The 16,295-nt window shown below is 36.4% G+C and carries 15 protein-coding genes and 1 pseudogene; 6 read left to right on the top strand and 10 right to left on the bottom strand.

Annotation, left to right across the window (positions count from 1 at the left end; translation table 11 throughout):
- Positions 1-4 precede the first annotated feature (4 nt).
- The 3 genes from QMF37_RS16595 to QMF37_RS16585 all read left to right on the top strand — a co-directional run bounded on the left by QMF37_RS16595 (position 5) and on the right by QMF37_RS16585 (position 2,925).
- The gene (locus QMF37_RS16595) at positions 5-529 is read left to right on the top strand and encodes a hypothetical protein (protein WP_283478923.1); all 525 of its coding nucleotides are present in this window, start codon (positions 5-7) and stop codon (positions 527-529) included.
- 639 nt (positions 530-1,168) lie between these two features.
- On the top strand, positions 1,169-1,654 hold the full coding sequence (locus tag QMF37_RS16590) for a transposase family protein (protein ID WP_283478922.1): 486 nt from the start codon (positions 1,169-1,171) through the stop codon (positions 1,652-1,654).
- Entirely contained in the window at positions 1,597-2,925 is a 1,329-nt protein-coding gene (locus tag QMF37_RS16585; RefSeq protein WP_349307309.1) for an ISL3 family transposase, read from the top strand. The genes QMF37_RS16590 and QMF37_RS16585 overlap by 58 nt, the downstream gene beginning before the upstream one ends.
- A 335-nt stretch (positions 2,926-3,260) precedes the next feature.
- Here QMF37_RS16585 and QMF37_RS16580 read toward each other — a convergent pair whose 3' ends face one another.
- Positions 3,261-3,938 carry a hypothetical protein gene (locus QMF37_RS16580; protein ID WP_283478921.1) on the bottom strand — a complete coding sequence of 226 codons (678 nt, stop codon included), beginning with the start codon at positions 3,936-3,938 and terminating at the stop codon, positions 3,261-3,263.
- Between the two features lie 477 nt (positions 3,939-4,415).
- Here QMF37_RS16580 and QMF37_RS16575 point away from each other — a divergent pair, with 477 nt between their 5' ends.
- From QMF37_RS16575 to istB, 3 genes and pseudogenes are all read left to right on the top strand, one after another.
- On the top strand, positions 4,416-4,799 hold the full coding sequence (locus QMF37_RS16575) for a hypothetical protein (RefSeq protein ID WP_283478920.1): 384 nt from the start codon (positions 4,416-4,418) through the stop codon (positions 4,797-4,799).
- Between the two features lie 7 nt (positions 4,800-4,806).
- Positions 4,807-5,733, top strand: coding sequence for a Mu transposase domain-containing protein (locus tag QMF37_RS16570; protein WP_283478919.1), 927 nt, complete (start codon positions 4,807-4,809; stop codon positions 5,731-5,733).
- Between the two features lie 2 nt (positions 5,734-5,735).
- Positions 5,736-6,479, top strand: a pseudogene (istB, locus tag QMF37_RS16565) (IS21-like element helper ATPase IstB).
- Between the two features lie 373 nt (positions 6,480-6,852).
- Here the strand turns inward: istB and QMF37_RS16560 are convergent.
- The 9 genes from QMF37_RS16560 to QMF37_RS16520 form a co-directional block, all read right to left on the bottom strand.
- Positions 6,853-7,179, bottom strand: a complete 327-nt coding sequence (locus QMF37_RS16560; protein WP_283478918.1) for a hypothetical protein — start codon at positions 7,177-7,179, stop codon at positions 6,853-6,855.
- Between the two features lie 686 nt (positions 7,180-7,865).
- The gene (locus QMF37_RS16555; RefSeq protein WP_283478917.1) at positions 7,866-8,066 is read right to left on the bottom strand and encodes a hypothetical protein; all 201 of its coding nucleotides are present in this window, start codon (positions 8,064-8,066) and stop codon (positions 7,866-7,868) included.
- Positions 8,067-8,845: 779 nt separating this feature from the next.
- The gene (locus tag QMF37_RS16550) at positions 8,846-9,121 is read right to left on the bottom strand and encodes an AbrB/MazE/SpoVT family DNA-binding domain-containing protein (RefSeq protein ID WP_283478915.1); all 276 of its coding nucleotides are present in this window, start codon (positions 9,119-9,121) and stop codon (positions 8,846-8,848) included.
- A gap of 51 nt (positions 9,122-9,172) precedes the next feature.
- On the bottom strand, positions 9,173-9,364 hold the full coding sequence (locus QMF37_RS16545) for a hypothetical protein (RefSeq protein WP_283478914.1): 192 nt from the start codon (positions 9,362-9,364) through the stop codon (positions 9,173-9,175).
- 338 nt (positions 9,365-9,702) lie between these two features.
- Entirely contained in the window at positions 9,703-10,527 is an 825-nt protein-coding gene (locus QMF37_RS16540) for an ArdC family protein (RefSeq protein WP_283478913.1), read from the bottom strand.
- A 94-nt stretch (positions 10,528-10,621) separates the two neighbouring features.
- Positions 10,622-10,900, bottom strand: a complete 279-nt coding sequence (locus tag QMF37_RS16535) for a hypothetical protein (protein ID WP_283478912.1) — start codon at positions 10,898-10,900, stop codon at positions 10,622-10,624.
- A gap of 661 nt (positions 10,901-11,561) precedes the next feature.
- Complete coding sequence (locus tag QMF37_RS16530) at positions 11,562-11,924, bottom strand: YolD-like family protein (RefSeq protein ID WP_283478910.1); 363 nt, start codon at positions 11,922-11,924, stop codon at positions 11,562-11,564.
- 122 nt (positions 11,925-12,046) lie between these two features.
- Positions 12,047-14,176, bottom strand: coding sequence for a type IA DNA topoisomerase (locus QMF37_RS16525; RefSeq protein WP_283478909.1), 2,130 nt, complete (start codon positions 14,174-14,176; stop codon positions 12,047-12,049).
- A gap of 79 nt (positions 14,177-14,255) precedes the next feature.
- A complete protein-coding gene (locus QMF37_RS16520; RefSeq protein WP_283478908.1) occupies positions 14,256-16,271 on the bottom strand; it encodes a MobA/MobL family protein in 2,016 nt (671 codons plus the stop codon).
- Between the last annotated feature and the right edge of the window lie 24 nt (positions 16,272-16,295).

Genomic DNA, 16,295 nt, shown 5'->3' with positions numbered 1-16,295 from the left:
GTTCATGTCAAATGTAAACGAAATAACAAAACTGATATTTGATGATATTTCATACAAAATTATTGAGGAAACTGCAGATAGAGTCCTGACTCGGAAGGAATTATCAAAGATACTTAATATCCCTTCTTCGAACCTATACTATAAGATTAATAAACTTTTAAATGTTGATGTACTTCGAATCAAAGATCAAAAAAAAATAGGTAATTTAATTGAGAATGGCTATTCAAGCCACCATTTATTCAATGGAGAAATAGTATTAAACAGAACTTATTTACAAGATAACTTCGAAAGGTTTTTGCATTATTATTTATTAAATCAAAAAAAAATGATTAACATCTTGGAAAAAGATCTACAAGAAGAAAGTTCTGAAGATAATGTAAAAATAATATTAGGAAATGTTTCATTAACCGAAGATAAATGGCAAGATTTTCATAAATTAATAGAAAGTTTTCTAAAAGAACATGAATCTACGGAACAGGATACTTCAACAATAGATTTGACTGTAACCGCGATAAAAGAAAAAATGTAAAATGTTTTCACTGAATCGAACCTCAAATAGTAGCGCTGATTCTTATTGAAACTGTGCTGGCCAAAAAACTAGAGACGATGCTATCCCATGGGATAGCTCACACTAGACTTCGAAATTTTTACAATGTCTATACTCTACTCAAGACACCAAAAGAAAGCTTAAGAAATGTTAGGTGCAATAAGCTCTCCAATCTACTACAACTCTTCGCTGAACTGAAGGGTTTCTAGATGAAGGAGACTCTATTTCACTAGAAATCTCCCATGACAACCACACGGAGCAATAGTTGAAAGTGAGTTATTAAGAACTAATAAGAAAGAAGGCCGCATTTCTTTGCATAGGAGGATGTGCAGCTTTTTTTATACAATAATCCTACTTTTATAACTGAGTTATCCATTATGTACAGACATTCCAATTAAGCATTTGTTCCAATGAGGGAACTTAGAAATCGAAAGATAACGTAATTCAGAAGAAATTAATGTTAAGCAATGCAGTAAATGACTGGTACGTATACTTTGCTATAGAGGTACTTATGAAAACTCACTATTATTTAAGTAAGCGTCCAATAGGTTCTTTCCACTGTTAGTTGAATTATCGGTATATTCTGTTATAGTGGAGAAAAAATCATAGGAGAGATGCCCTGTGGAAGAACTCATGACATTACTGGATGAACATCTAAGTTGTAGCGGTATCGATATCTCGGACGATTTTATTCGTTTTTCTGTGATTTCTACCCGAAAAGAATGTGTATGTCCTTCTTGCCAACAAGCTTCTTCTCGCGTTCACTCTCGTTATAGCCGAAGTTTTCAAGATTTACCCATTCAAGATAAAAAGGTAATCATTACACTTTTGAACCGGAAACTGTTTTGCGATAATATGGCCTGTCACCGGACAACATTTGCCGAAACTTTTCATTTTATAGACCATAATGCGAAGAAAACTCAGAGACTGAAAGAAACGATACTTGAGGTCTCCCTTACTCAAAGTGCTGTTTCGGCCGCGGCCTATCTATCGCAACATGTAGTCGATGTCAAAAAGAGTACCATCTGTAATTATCAAAAAAAAAAAGCATTATCCCGATCAATAAAGAGGCGATTAAAGCCATCTGTATTGATGATTTCGCACTAAAAAAAAGACAGAACTATGGAACACTCATGATAGATCTGAAAAATGGCCGGGTCATTGATTTGATTGAATCAAGAGAAAGAAAAGACGTGGCTATATGGCTTTCGCTATTTCCCAATATCCAATTTGTTTCAAGGGACGGTTCTCCGGCTTATGCTGCTGCAATTCGGCAAGCTCATCCCGACGCCCATCATATCAGTGATCGATTTCATTTGATTAAAAGGTTGATCGATGCTCTCACACTCTGTATGCAGAACACGGTAGCTGGACGGATTATTATCCCCTTAACTAAGGGACAGCATGCGATGAACGAACTACTCGTTCATACCCCTTCAAGACGCACAAAAATTTTATTGGTTAAATCTTTGGCGTCCGAAGGACGCACCCTGCAAGATATCCGATCTCAAACAAAATTCAGCCTTCAGACCATTCGTAAATATATGAACATGCGTGAAGAAGACATCCCGGAAGATGCAGCTGATCAACGTGGCCGCGAACATCAAGAAGCTATCCGCAAAGTCATGGAGAAAGCTGAAGAAGTAAGAAGTATGCATAAAAAGGGTTACAGCACGCGGAAGATAGTCGACAAAACAGGCTATATCCATAAGACCATAACCAACTATTTAGCTTCTGATTTCAATCCAATTAATGGTCAATACGGCGTACGGAGGCCTGGGAAATTATCTCCTTTCAGAAATGAAGTGCTGACCTTGCGGACAAAAGGAACCACCTATAAAGAAATCCATGCTTTCATTCGTCAGAAAGGATACACGGGCTCAGAAGCCGCGATTAGACAATTCATTGCGAAAGAAAAAAGGCTGGGAAGAGATTTTAAAAAAGAGGCCTCTACTGATGCCACAGAGGTTATTGAGAGAAAGTGGCTAATAAAGTTACTCTACAAGCCACTTGACAAAGTGAAAGATATTTCTTTTGAACAAGTTGAAAATAGTATTCAGCAGTATCCATTGATCGGTACATTACTCGATCTAATTTGGGATTTCAAAAAGATTCTTAAATCAGGTAAGAAAGAGATCCTCCATACATGGATTGCAGAGACGGAAAGCCTAGAATTAGCTGAATTGAAAAGTTTCCTAAATGGAATGAAAAAAGATATCAAGGCAGTTGAAAATGCCTGTACACTTCCCTATAGTAACGGATTAGCTGAGGGCAGTGTCAATAAGTTGAAAACCATCAAGCGAATCATGTATGGCCGCAATAGTTTCGCTCTTCTACGAAATAAGCTTCTATTACTAGAAGCCCGCAAATTCAACTAACGTTGGAAAGAACCTGGACGCTTACATTTGAGATACTGTTCGGTTTCTCTGGTAAAGTGACTGTAGAGGGGGAAACTTAAGGTAATCATTTTAGAAAAACGCGAAAGTTAACTCTGTAGCAACCCTCTGTAGCTTAACTACTAATAAGTTTAAGCTTCCAAGAGCCAACTCAGAGAGAACTGAATTGATAACTACTCACATATCATTAATTAGAACGCTTAGAATTGCACTCACAAGCATCAGCTCACAAGAAATGATAAATAATACACCTTGTTTTTAATCTATATCATTCCTATGAGCTGTCACTCAGAGTTTGTTACTAAGCTTCAATACTTCTAAGCTTCATTCTTATTTAGTTCCACCTCTTCAAACAAAAGTTTTCTCATAAATGACTCTTCAGCCATTTTTTCATGATTCTTAATCACCATGAATATGCTTATTGTTAAAACACTTGAGCTCAAATAATCTTTTAGTATTCCTGCTTTGCTATACTGCTCTATAGCTTCACTTGAAAAGTGATTATCTATCCTTAATAAATCGTCTTTCATTGATAGAAACTCATCTGTAAATTCGTGAGGTATATTTTCTAAACCTATTTCTTCAATTTGCAAGAAGAATAGATTATAGTCATTCCTACGTGAGGTTGCTAAATCCTTCAAAGTATCTTGAGAAACTGATTCCATTTTTGCCAGCTCTAAAATCTGATACAGCGAATAATAAGCCTTGTCTAGTAACCTATTCAGGTTTTTTATACCTCTGTCATTTCTTTCACTTTTTTCATCTTCTCTTAGTTTTTCTTGATACTTGATAGTAAGGATTACACCAACAAGAGTTAAAACGCCCCCTAGTATACCTCCCAAGTAACTGCCATAAAAACTCAACCAGCCACTCTCTCCACCCATTACAATTGAGCTGAACCAGTCAACTCTCAAGAGTATATTTATAAAAATGGGAAGGAATAAAACCAATACAACAAGAACACTTACAATTTTCACTAATGTTTTCTTCTCCACAATAAACCTCCTAGTAGTCATTCACTATTAAGTTTATCACCTAAAAGAAGGAAATACTTTCTTATTCTAGCCAATTCCAGAGTTTATTACTTACTCTCCTCTGTCTCTCTACTAGCAAGCATATTAGGACTCCCCAGAAGTAACCCTCCATATTGTTTATAGCCCTAGAATAATACCACCTGTGCCATACGAGTACCACTCCTATATAATTAGTTTGCGGAATATTCCGCAAATAAATTGTAGAGGAGTTTTTCTATGGTCAAATATCGTGAGATCCTTCGGCTCCATTCCCAGGGAATTTCTAAGAGAAGTATCGCATCAAGTTGTAGATGTTCACGCGTCACTATCAATGAAGTTCTTGAACGAACTGAGCAACATGGGCTTAGTTGGCCGTTGCCTGACGACCTGGATGATACACAGATCCAAAAGCTGATGTTTCCAGAGAAGTTCATATCTGAAGAAAGGACTTTACCAGATATGGACTATATCCATAAAGAGATGGCAAAGTCTGGCGTGACACTATCTCTGCTTTGGAGTGAGTATGTATACAAATGCCGCAGCGAAGGAACGATTCCGTACAGTTACCGCCAGTTCTGTCGAGCGTATAGTGGATTTGCGATGACTAACAAAGCGACGATGCGCATTCGCAGAAAGCCTGGGGAAATTTTAGAAGTGGATTGGGCGGGTGATACGATGCGGGTTGTCGATAGGGAAACAGGCGAATACCATAAGGTATCGCTATTTGTAGCATCGCTCTCCTGTAGTTCATACTCTTATGCGGAAGGGTTTTTTTTCGTTGGATTCTTTGAGCTGGGTGACGGCACATATTCATACGTTCGAGTACATGGGAGGAGTCGCTAGGACACTTGTGCCAGATAATTTACGGACCGGAGTTGACAAGTCCTCTAGCTATGACCCGGTCATTAACAAGACCTATCAAGAATTAGCCGAGCACTATCAGACCGTTGTCATCCCTGCACGTGTTAGCCACCCAAAAGACAAACCGAATGTGGAGAGAAACGTAGGAATTATCGCAACCTGGATTATCGCATCTTTAAGAAACGAGCGATTCTTTTCGCTGGATGAGTTGAATCAAGCAGTAAGGGTAAAGCTCGATGAATTCAATGCAAGACCTTTTCAAAAAAGAAAAGGAAGCCGATTAGATGCTTTTCAAGAGGAAGAAAAGTTTTCACTGATTGGTCTGCCGGCTTCCCGATACGAGATGGCTTTGTGGAAGAAAGCCACTGTACAACTAGATTATCACATCTGTATCGATGAGATGTTCTATTCTGTCCCTTATGAATATATCAAACATAAAGTCGAAATACGTCTCACTCGGACGATGGTGGAGGTCCATTACAACAATTTCCGGATCGCCAGTCACAAAAGATTATTCGGTAAAGCTGGCCAAACCTCGACTGTGCATGAACATATGCCACCTAAACATCAGCAGTTCGTGACCTTCACACCGCAGCACTTTAAAGACTGGGGAGGGTCCATCGGACCATTTACAGAGAAGGTCATCCAGACGATATTGAAAGATTCCACAAACGAGAAACAGGCATTGAAACTCTGTCTGGGAATCTCGAAATTGGGCGATGTTTATAGCTTAAAGGAGCTTGAACAAGCTTGTGAAAAATCCTTGTCTGTCTCTCCACGGGTGAGTCTCAACAATCTGAAAACAATTTTAAAGACTGAGAGAGAGCTGCCTAGCAAAGTTGTAAAACCAAAAATTAAAAAACTATCAGAGCAGCACGGTTTTGTCCGTGGCGCTGATTATTTCAGGGGGAAATAAAATTGACAGTTGAATCTACTTTACAGAAACTCAATGAACTCAAGCTCTACTCGATGGAAAAGATGTATATGGATCAGATGAGCGATCCTGCTTTCAAAGACCTGTCTTTTGACGATCGTCTATCGTTGATGATCGACGGAGAGTGGCTAAGACGGCAGAATTCTCGACTCCATCGGCTGATGACAAATGCGCAGTTCAAAATGAGCCAGGCCTGCGTGGAGGATTTACTCTATTACGATGATAGAAAGCTTGATAAAGCATTTATCACAAAACTATCAACTTGTAACTTTGTGGGTGAAAACCAGAACGTCATCATTAAAGGCGCCTCTGGTAATGGGAAATCGTATCTTGCCTGCGCCCTAGGCGTCAGTGCATGTCGAAATAATTATAGCGTCCGATATGTGCGACTTCCTGAACTATTGGATGAGTTGGCTGTAGCTAGGTTAAATGGTACCTTTCAGAAGACGATGAAAATCTACCGGAAAATCAAACTGTTGATCTTGGACGAATGGCTTCTCGTATCTTTAGATGAAATGCAAGCCCGCGACCTCTTAGAGATCGTCGAGAGCCGTCATATGACGAGTTCCACCATATTCTGTTCGCAATTCGATACCGCTGGCTGATATGAAAAGATCGGAGAGTCCACTCTAGCAGATGCGATCATCGATCGAATTATCCATAGTTCGCATAATATTTTAGTCGATGGCAAGATTTCGATGCGTGAACGATTAGGTCTCCATTCCTAACCATTGAAAGGCCGCCAATCTGGCGGCCTTTCACTGGTTAGGAATGAACTGGTACTGCGATGGCAGAGGTGGTACTAAAATCTGTCCAAAGTGGTATTATTTTTTGTCCGAAGTGGTATTCTGTCATGTCTTTATACATATGGAAAAATTTTCTATAGAGTAAACGAAAATAAATGGTCGGATATGAAAATAGTATCGACAATCCACTAATACGATTAGCAAAAAGCAGACAGTCAACCCTGTTAGCAGCAGCTTGATTGCTTAATCTAATAAAATAGCGTCAATAAGCGATTTCAATTGATATCATCCAAAATTCAAAATCTCCTTCGGATAGCATTGAAAATCCCACTGCCAGTCTGGCAGTGGGATTGATTTATAGGCTGATAGATCCGCAAGGGGAATTGCTTTGCTGCCCACTCATACGGATGAGAATATCAATCGCGGACAGATCTGGTAAATCAGAAACAAATTTTTTAGCACTTTCGAAGTCACTAAAAGCAAAGGCCTGCAATTCCGTTTCAATCACCCAACCTTCATCTTCCCACATGATTAAGTAAACACGCACAATGGGCTGGGTAGCCGTTTTTTTATAATTTTCCCCTGCAATAATCACTCCAGTATTTGGTTGCATCGGACTGATCAATGTCTCGATTAACACCAGTCCATCAAGTTCTTTTGGCAATCTCATTTTATTTTTCATAGTGTTCTCCCTTTCTTTGCTGCAGTTGTTTTTAATAGATTACCGAATACAGGGAAAGAGCACAAAAAGTCGTTTTGGATGTTTCAACCGGGCAAACATCACGTTTGAGCGTTTGAATGAGCTTCTTTGCATTGAAAAATAGGTGTTACATATGATTTTTCTATCGAAAATACTTTATTGTTTGAACCAAACACTTTCTTATATACAGTGGTATTTGAAGGAATTTTTTAAACTATCAATAAAACCACTTGTGGTTTTATTGATAGTTTAAATGTAGCCAATTTCTTTATTCAAGTAATAAATAAAGAAACAGTTGTTACATTGTAATTCCGGTCTATATATAGAGACCAATGTTCTTTTTACTAATTTGTTTATTTCCGATTAGTAGAAATTTATGCGACTTCAATATTTTGATATCTATTTATATTGAATCCACACAGGATATAATATAAACCACTTGTGGTTTAATTTCGTTATAAGTAGACTCAAAATGAAAAAAAGTTTGTATAGTTGTTAACTTTTTTGACCGTTTAACTATACCCTTAAATAGAAAACTATTTAAGGTGTTCACAAATAAAAACCATACCGTCAACAAGGTATGGTTAATACTTATAATGTAAGTGTCTCTAAACACTCTTCTTTTCTAACCGATACCACTTCTGTATTTGATGCAATCACCTTTGATTTTAGCTTGCGATTGATGTTAGAACATTTAGGGCAATTAATTCTTCAAGGTCACACAATTTACTATCAAGACCATTTGAGATTATTTCGTCGATTTCAGCTTGTTCTTCATAACCGAGGGATTCTAATTCCTTTTGAATAAGTTGTGCGAGCATTGCTTGTTTTTCGTCTGATAAAACTGATACATACATTGTGATGTTCATTTGGCATTTCTCCTTTTTGGTTTTTTTATTTCTTTCAAACCATTTTTTTTAGGAACTTTTGTTGGTGCTGGAATCTTTAAAAATTCCATATTCCCTCTCGTCAGTCTTACTCGTTCCTTTTGTTGTTTATGGTTCATTTTTTTCAGTGTACTTAGTCGTTTGCTGTGATTATAAAAAAGACCTCCGAATTAAAAAGCGAAAGGGCGAGCGTAGCGAAGTGCCATTTACCCTTTTGCTTTTTAATTTGGTGGTCTATAATCACGTTTCAGCAAATGACTTAGTACACAAAAATGAACCATAACAAAAGGAGTGTACGAGTGGGCGAGAGGGAATAGGTTTGGAATTTGGCACTTGAACTTATTCTTTTGATCTTCGTAGTCGTTGAATCGTGAAGAAAGGTACAGGAACTTACGAATCGTTTGTGCTGCTACTTTCGTTTTTTGAAAGTGGCCACACATTACGAGTCGTTGTTATCGAACCTTTTAGATTCAAGCGAGATGCGATAAATTGTTTAGTTGCGTCTTTTGCAACTTTACAAATTATCCGCAGACCTTTAGGCAACCCGTATTCGCTTTCACTTTTGAAATTGATCTTTATGTAAGACTTTATGATTTTTAAACGTTGGAGACTGAATTTAAAAGAAGATTAACGGGAGAATGTGCGTGAAGTAATTGCAAAATGCTTTAGAATCGCCCGCACAGACACGATTTTCAGGAAAAAAGCCCAAATAAAAAACGACTAGAGAAATTGACACTCCTAGTCGTTTTTTTATCTGAAATCTATTGTTTTTTTATGTCTTCGAGTTCTTGAAGAAGCATTTTAGCACCTTCAGGACTTAGAACGAGTCCTGAACCAATGTGTATATTGCTGTCCAAAACATCACCTGTGATAAAACATGCATTGTGTGCTTCGTATTTTTTTAATATCACTCGGTCGGTCTCCATAAAAATTTCTACAGGGTCACTCTCTTTTAAATCGAAACTTCTACGAAGCTCTTTTGGAATGACAATTCTACCTAGTGGATCTACTTGCCTAACTATACCAGTGCTTTTCATTACATGACTCCTTTTCAAATCGGTTATTAAATGATACATACTCATTTGATTCTAAAGCATTTCATAACCATTTAACAGGCTTTCATCGGCTAAAACGAGACTGTGAAGGACATTCAGTGAACACTCTGTACTGTTTCCATTTTTCTTTAAATTCCTAAATAGAAAATTGACATATTTATCTTTTTTGATGAATTTTTCGAGTCGGTTTTTATCGAACGGAACAGGAATATTTTCGCTATTCATTTTGTTCACTCCTTCTTTTTCTTAGTAAGCAATTTTCCTTTGTATAAATCTGCAAGATTTATACCCGATATAAATAGGAATCATCATTATTACAACTGTAAAAAACATGATTGGAGAGAGCATTAATATTTTTTGATCAATATAGAGGAAAAGAGCAATGACAAATAAGATTTTTAATAAAAATTTCATTTTTATCTTCCTTTCTCGCTTTTATTTGTATCGTTTGGTTTTAAGGGCTTTTTATGGTTTCCTGGGATTGCTATCGTTCGTCTTTGAGATAATTATTTTAGTAAGGCTTCAACCGTTTTTGTGGTTGCAGCCTTACTAAAATTATTCTGTTATTCGAACGTAGTTCCTAAAATGTGGTCACTGGCTTTTTGTGCTAGTTGTGAAGCATTTACGATGAGCGAATGATCATTATTTAAAGCGTGTAACCAAGACTGAATATAACTTGCTGAATTTTCGAGAGTAGAATTATCTATCTGTGCAACACCGGACAACATGGAAGCCCCTAATTCAGCGATTAATTCTTCTTTGCTATATCGTTCTGTACCGAATCCATTCATTTCAACAATGCCTGGGCGATTTAATCGGTCTTTATGTCCTGTGCTGTGGACCATTTCATGAAAGAGTACCGAATAATAATGATTAATATTTTTAAAATCGCCTTTGGGTGGAATATTTACAATGTCTTTAGATGGACTATAAAACGCTCGTCCACTTACAGCAGTAAAATCAGGTGCGTTTTCGTAGTTTTTTAAAATTTCTTCGGCTTGTTCAATACTTGGTTGCGTGTGTTCAATGGGTTTTCTTTTTGGTTCAATTCCTTTGGTCTGTTCCCCGACTTTGAAAACGGTGTACGTTTTCAAAAGGGGTATTTTTTTATCTTCACCTGTTTCTTTGTCTTCTCCATCAAGCATTTTCCAAAAAATGATGGCTTGACCTTTTTCCCCTTTCTTCACCGTTCCTCCGTTGTCTCTGATTTGTTTGAACGTCGCATACTCGCCACCGTCTAACAGAAAAACGTTAATTCCTCTATAGGGTTTTTGATTTACCCAATTTACAGCAAGGCCATTTTCAAAAGGCATACGCCACGGGATTGTCCCCTCTTCAAGTTTTTGAATAATTTTGTTTGTAATTGTTTCATAGATTTTTTTGCTCATTTTCCTCAACCTCTCTTTTTTGTGATAGAATTGAGGGACAAGGTTCTCAAATATCTTGACCCCCAAGCCATTTGCTATTTCAGTAGCGAGTGGCTTATTTTTTTTCTGTAAAAATTCTTACTCTTTCTTTTTCTGTAAAAATTGCTTTTCCTTCAAGTGTAGTTACATTTTCAATTGATGGATTCATTTTCAGTTCACTTCTTAGCCATCTTCTGTAATAACTCAAATCTCCGAATATCGTACTTTCTGCCCCACTATTTTCATGAGCAATAGAAAAGACTGTCGTTTCATTAAAATTTTTATCAATGTATAGTGACCAACTAGATTGTCCTTTTACTAAAAGAATCATTTCTTTTGTAACCGTTTTTTTCATTTTGCATTTCTCCTTTGAGTTTTAGATTTCATTTTTACTTTTGATAACGAAACAAATTGTGTTCCCAAAGGGGAAGATTTTTCCCTTTTGGTAGTTAAGAACGTAATACTCTCTTTAAAAATTGGTCAATAGAATCGTGAAATATCGGAACGTAGTGAGAATATGTCGCGAAAGTCTATTGACCAATTTTTAAGCCACTTAGAAAAAGATCGTCTGGTGCAGGTTTCCAGACGGTTTTTTTCTTAGTGGCTTATGAGACGTATTATGGTTCGTTACCAAAAGGAAAAATCGTACTTCAATAGCAAAGCAAGCTTTGCTTTCCTTCTGTCTTTTCTCTTGTGGGTTTGACCTACGGTCTTGATCTTCATTGTCGTGGGAACGTGAAGAAACAGACAGAAACTTAGAAACTGTTGGCAGTAGGCTATTTACTCGCTTTTTGTAAATGGCCCACTGACTACAGGTTCTTGTTATCGGCTGTTTTAGTTCACAGCGAGATGCCATAAATTGTTCAGGTGCGTCTTTAGCAGCTGTACAAATTATGAGCAGACCTTTAGGCAATCCAGAGTCATGTTTAAAATCACTTGACTATTCTTCATTGATTACTTAAAGCTAAAAAACCACAAGTGGTTTAAAAAAATAGAACCACTTGTGGTTTTTAATTTTACTCGATCATTGTAATAGACACTATTTCACCAACTGGAATCCGTCTATTTTTTACTGAATCATTATAGATAATCACTTTAGTTCTAAAATCCATACCCTCAACAATACCTTCATGATAGTAAAACTTTGCGTCTTTCCACGTTTGAATTTGAACGACACATCTTCGCTTCATTGCAATTTCTAATTCCTCTTGTAGTAACTGCAAATCGACTTCCGTTAAATCAGGTTTTGGAACTTTTGTTTCTTCCTCACGCCATGCTTTAATCATTTCAACGTGTTCGGTCAAAAACATGCCTTGCCATTTGATGATACCTCGATCTTTAATTTCCCCGACTTGCCTCATATGCTTATTAATTTTCATTTTTATCCTCCTTCCAATAAGAACACTTGTTCTTATTATACCACTTTGATTTAGAAAATAATCTTCTCTTTCAAATAAAAAAGACCTGAAGAATACGTTCATTCTTCAAGTCGTCAAGGTATTCAATTGAAACTAAATTTAATTTTCTTTTGTTCGTCCAGTTCTAAAATCGCGTCAAACTTTTTCCCTGACTTGCTTTCAAAGCCTTTGATTTTGGCTGTTTTATTTTTTTCACAAAGACTCTTAATCGCTGTAACGCTTATTTTTTTCTTCAATAATGTTTTTGGCAAACTGAAATTACAAGACTCGTTACAAGAGAAATTATTTTTCTTTTCCACGATATGCCCTTTCTGACATACTGGGCATTTACAAAGATGATTTTCTTCTTTTGATTCCTTAATGGCTGTCGATATGCTTTCAACTGATAGTTTCCCTGGCACATCTTGAATCATCTTTTCCACAAAAGAAGTCGTTTGTTTTACAAATTGTTGCTGTGACGCTTTACCTTCACCAATTTTCTTTAAGTACAATTCCCACTTCGCTGTCATAGAAGGACTTGCTAATAATGTCCCTTCTACGGACTCACATAAAATTTCACCTTTTTTGGTTACGTGAACAATGTTCTTTTTTACGTCTATATATTCTTGGCGTTTAATCGCTTCAATGATGTTAGATCGAGTAGCTTCCGTTCCTAACCCTTCAACTTCTTTCAGTATCTCCATATCTTCTGTATCTTCAACTGATTTCCCGCACGTTTTCATCATGCCGATCAATTGACCTTCGGTATAGGGTTTAGGGGACGTTGTTACACCTTCTTTTAGTTTAACGACTGCTAACACTCTTTCATTATTTTTGAGTACAGGAAGGGCTTGTGTGTCCTCTTTTTTGTCTTCATCTGCACTTTGAGAGGTGTTTTTGAATAATTCTTTCCACCCTAGCGATTTTTCGGTATTTCCTGTTGTTTCAAACTCCAATTCATTTACACCTGTGAGAATTTTTGTTTCCTCATAAACGTAATCTGAATGGAACATGGCTAATGTCGTATGAAGAATTTCAAAATATAAATTCCGTTCTTGTTCAGTTAATCCGTTAATAGTCGATTCAGAAGGAATATTTTTCGTGGGAATGATGGCGTAATGCTCGGCAACATTTTTCCCGTCTACGTATCGCTTATTTGGTTCTGTACTTGCTACTTCAAAAGATGTTTTTGCAAGCTTTTGAAGAGAAGTGACGTTGTTCAATAAGTAGGTAAATTCACTATCGGTAATCACTTGCGTGTCGGTTCTTGGATAAGACACTAATTTCTTCTCATACAAGCCCTGTACAAGCTTCAACACATCTGCCGGACTGTAACGCCAATTCTTATTAGCTGTCGCCTGAAGGGTCGATAAAGCGTGTAGTTTGGGTGATTTTGTCCGTTTTTCTTTTTTAGAGACAGATTTCACTATGCCTTCGTTTTTTTCACCAATACTATTTTTCAGAAGCAATTCTTGAACTTCTTCTTTTTTATCGCTTTTGATTTTTGCTTTTCCTTTGTACGAACCATTAGCAGCGATAAAATTTCCTTCAATCTCATAAAACTTTTTCGGTACAAAGTTTTCAATTTCTTTCTGACGCTGATAGATCAAGTAGACCGTTGGCGTTTGCACTCGTCCGACTGATAGCGAACCCTCAAAACCTTTTTTCTGAAGTAGCAATGTGTAGAGTGGTGAAAAATTCATCCCGATGATCCAATCTGCCATTTGGCGTGATTGGGCTTCAATAAAAAGATTGTACGTATCTTTACCATCTTTTAAATTAGCGAATCCTTTTCTGATTTCATCTTCTTCCAGTGAATTAATCCATAACCGTTTAATGATTTTGTTATCAGCTTTGGCGTGATTGATAATTAATCGGGCAATGGCTTCACCTTCTCTATCGATATCCGTCCCAATAATGATGGTGTTTGTAGCCTTCAACAATTTCGCAACTTCTGCATAATGCGACTTTTTATCAGCAGATACTTTATAGATAAAGTTCGGTGGCACAATAGGAAGGTTTGATAAACTCCATCGTTTGTATTTCTCGTCATAATCCGATGGAGATTGTAATTCAATTAAATGACCAATCGCCCATGTAATGATTGCACCGTCTTTAAATATCTCACATGGATTTATTTCAATGTGGGTTTTCGTTCGGTCCTTGATAGTGAACGCACTTGCATAGGCTTTTGCTTGGCTCGGTTTTTCAGCTAAAATTACTGGCTTACTCATTGTTATCACCCTTAAAGATATATTTTTTTGAAAAGGCCACAACCTTTTTTTAAGGTTGCTGCCGTTTCAAAAATTCATCTTACAATTCTCTACCGTCACTCGTTCTTCTACGGAAAGGTTTTTTCCCTTTTCCTTTTTCAGCAGAATCGCTTAGATCATTCGCATGTTGTAATTGGTTCAAGACGCTAAACAATCCATCGGAAATGTTTTGTGAGTTATTAGCAATGCTTTGATAAATATCTTTTTCATTTCCGTCCGATTGCATTTTTTTCTCGTTAGCTTGTTCGGCTTGTTCTTCAAATTTTTCTTGAACAGTTGAAATAAATTGTTTTATATTCAATTGTTCTTTTTCGGTTTCACTTAACTTACTATGCTCTTCGAGTACAGCAACTTTTGCTTGAATATCTAATGTATCTAGTTGTTTATTCTTTAAGCCAATTTCACTAATTTGTTGATTAATAATCGGCTCAATGTCGTTAATGTATTTTTCGTAATTTGTTTTTAATTCTTTGAACGTATGCAATTTCACGACTTCAGTTTTTAAGTCTTTCAGGTCTTCAGGTCGTGAGCGATTAATTCGTTTGATACTTCTTTCATAAATTCCAATTGATGTTAATGTATCTTTCGCTTGTTTCCATACTGGAATTTGGTTTGCTGTATTGTCATATTCTTTTTCTCTTAATGTAAATTCTTCTTTTATCAATTCTTTCGGCAATATAATATTGTGTTTGCGTAATAAGTCCATTGCAAAATGCTTTTCTTCATAAGAGAAATCATTTAAGTATTTCGCATTATGAACAATACTAAACTCGGTATTCAATAAATCTTGTTGGTGTTTGAGACTAATACTTGAAGCCATTTTCAATTCATCGAATTTCTCGAACTCGGCTTTGAATTTCGTCTCACGTTCTTTCATGTTTAAAATATCTTTTTTCACTTCTTCTTTAAATCCTTCTTGGCTATATCCAAATTGCTCAACGTAAGATGGTTTTTCATTAAATTTATCAATCAAGTCACCATAAACTTTTCGTTCGGAAGCTAAATAACTTTTCTCTTTTTCAAGTTTCAAATTCCACTTATTGCGTGGATCTGAAAACTCATTATAAAGTTTCTGTGCAACGCCAAAATCAACGTACCCTTTTACGCGATTTACAAGAAGCTTAGTAGCTTTCATGCTTTCGATATTGGTTACGTTTTGTTTCGTGAATTTATCTATTTTTTGTACTAGGTTTTTATCTGTCCGATATTCTTCAAGATGAACAACGTTCGCAAATTTTTCATTGTACTTTTTAATTTCAACATTCTTTTTTGCATAAAAAGTAGTAGGTTCATAAGCTGTTCCCTCTTTTTGATGTTGTTCTTTTACTTTCTCTTCATACTGATATTCCTCACGAGTCATACGGATAGTCGGCTTAATATCCTTACCTTGTTTCTCATAAGATTCATGGCTGTATGTTTTTTCTTTTCCAAAGTCCTTAGACTTTTCATTAAGTTTTTCAGACCAATTTGCTCTCCACTCAATAAGCTTTTCTTTCTTATCCCAATTATTTAATTTAACTGATTTAGTAACCTTCCAGCCTTTTTCACTCAAGACAAAATTACCTTCTTGATCTAAAGAAGGTACACGTTTAGATTTCCGTTTTTCCCACTCACCATTTTCATTAAATCCTCGAACTGTTAAAAGGATATGTGCATGAGGATTGTTTTCTTCATCACGATGAATAGAAACATCTGCAACCATTCCCTCATCAACAAAATTCTCTTGGACGTATTCTTTTGTTAATTCTAACTGCTGTTCATGAGAGAAATCATTTGGTAATCCTAAAAGTACACTTCTTGCAATTCTTGCGTTTTCTCTATTTTCATATTTCTCAACTTCATTCCATAATTTTTCTCTATTTAATGTCCAGTCGGGTGCATGACTAGGCTTTAAAATAAACGATTCAGGTTTAACAGCGTGAGATTTATATTTCTTAGTTAATCCGTCTCTTTCTGAATAAAGAGTTTCATCAGAACGATAAGCAGACATTGCTACTGCCGATTGATTTGAACGATTTACATTTGTTGAATTGAATAAATAATAACCGTTAGCCATGCAAACACCTCCTTTTGATTTAAA

It is taken from the genome of Planococcus sp. S3-L1, assembly GCF_030063085.1.
Taxonomy (GTDB): domain Bacteria; phylum Bacillota; class Bacilli; order Bacillales_A; family Planococcaceae; genus Planococcus; species Planococcus kocurii.
Note: the sequence above shows the minus strand (reverse complement) of the source record. Positions and strands in the feature narration are given on the sequence as shown.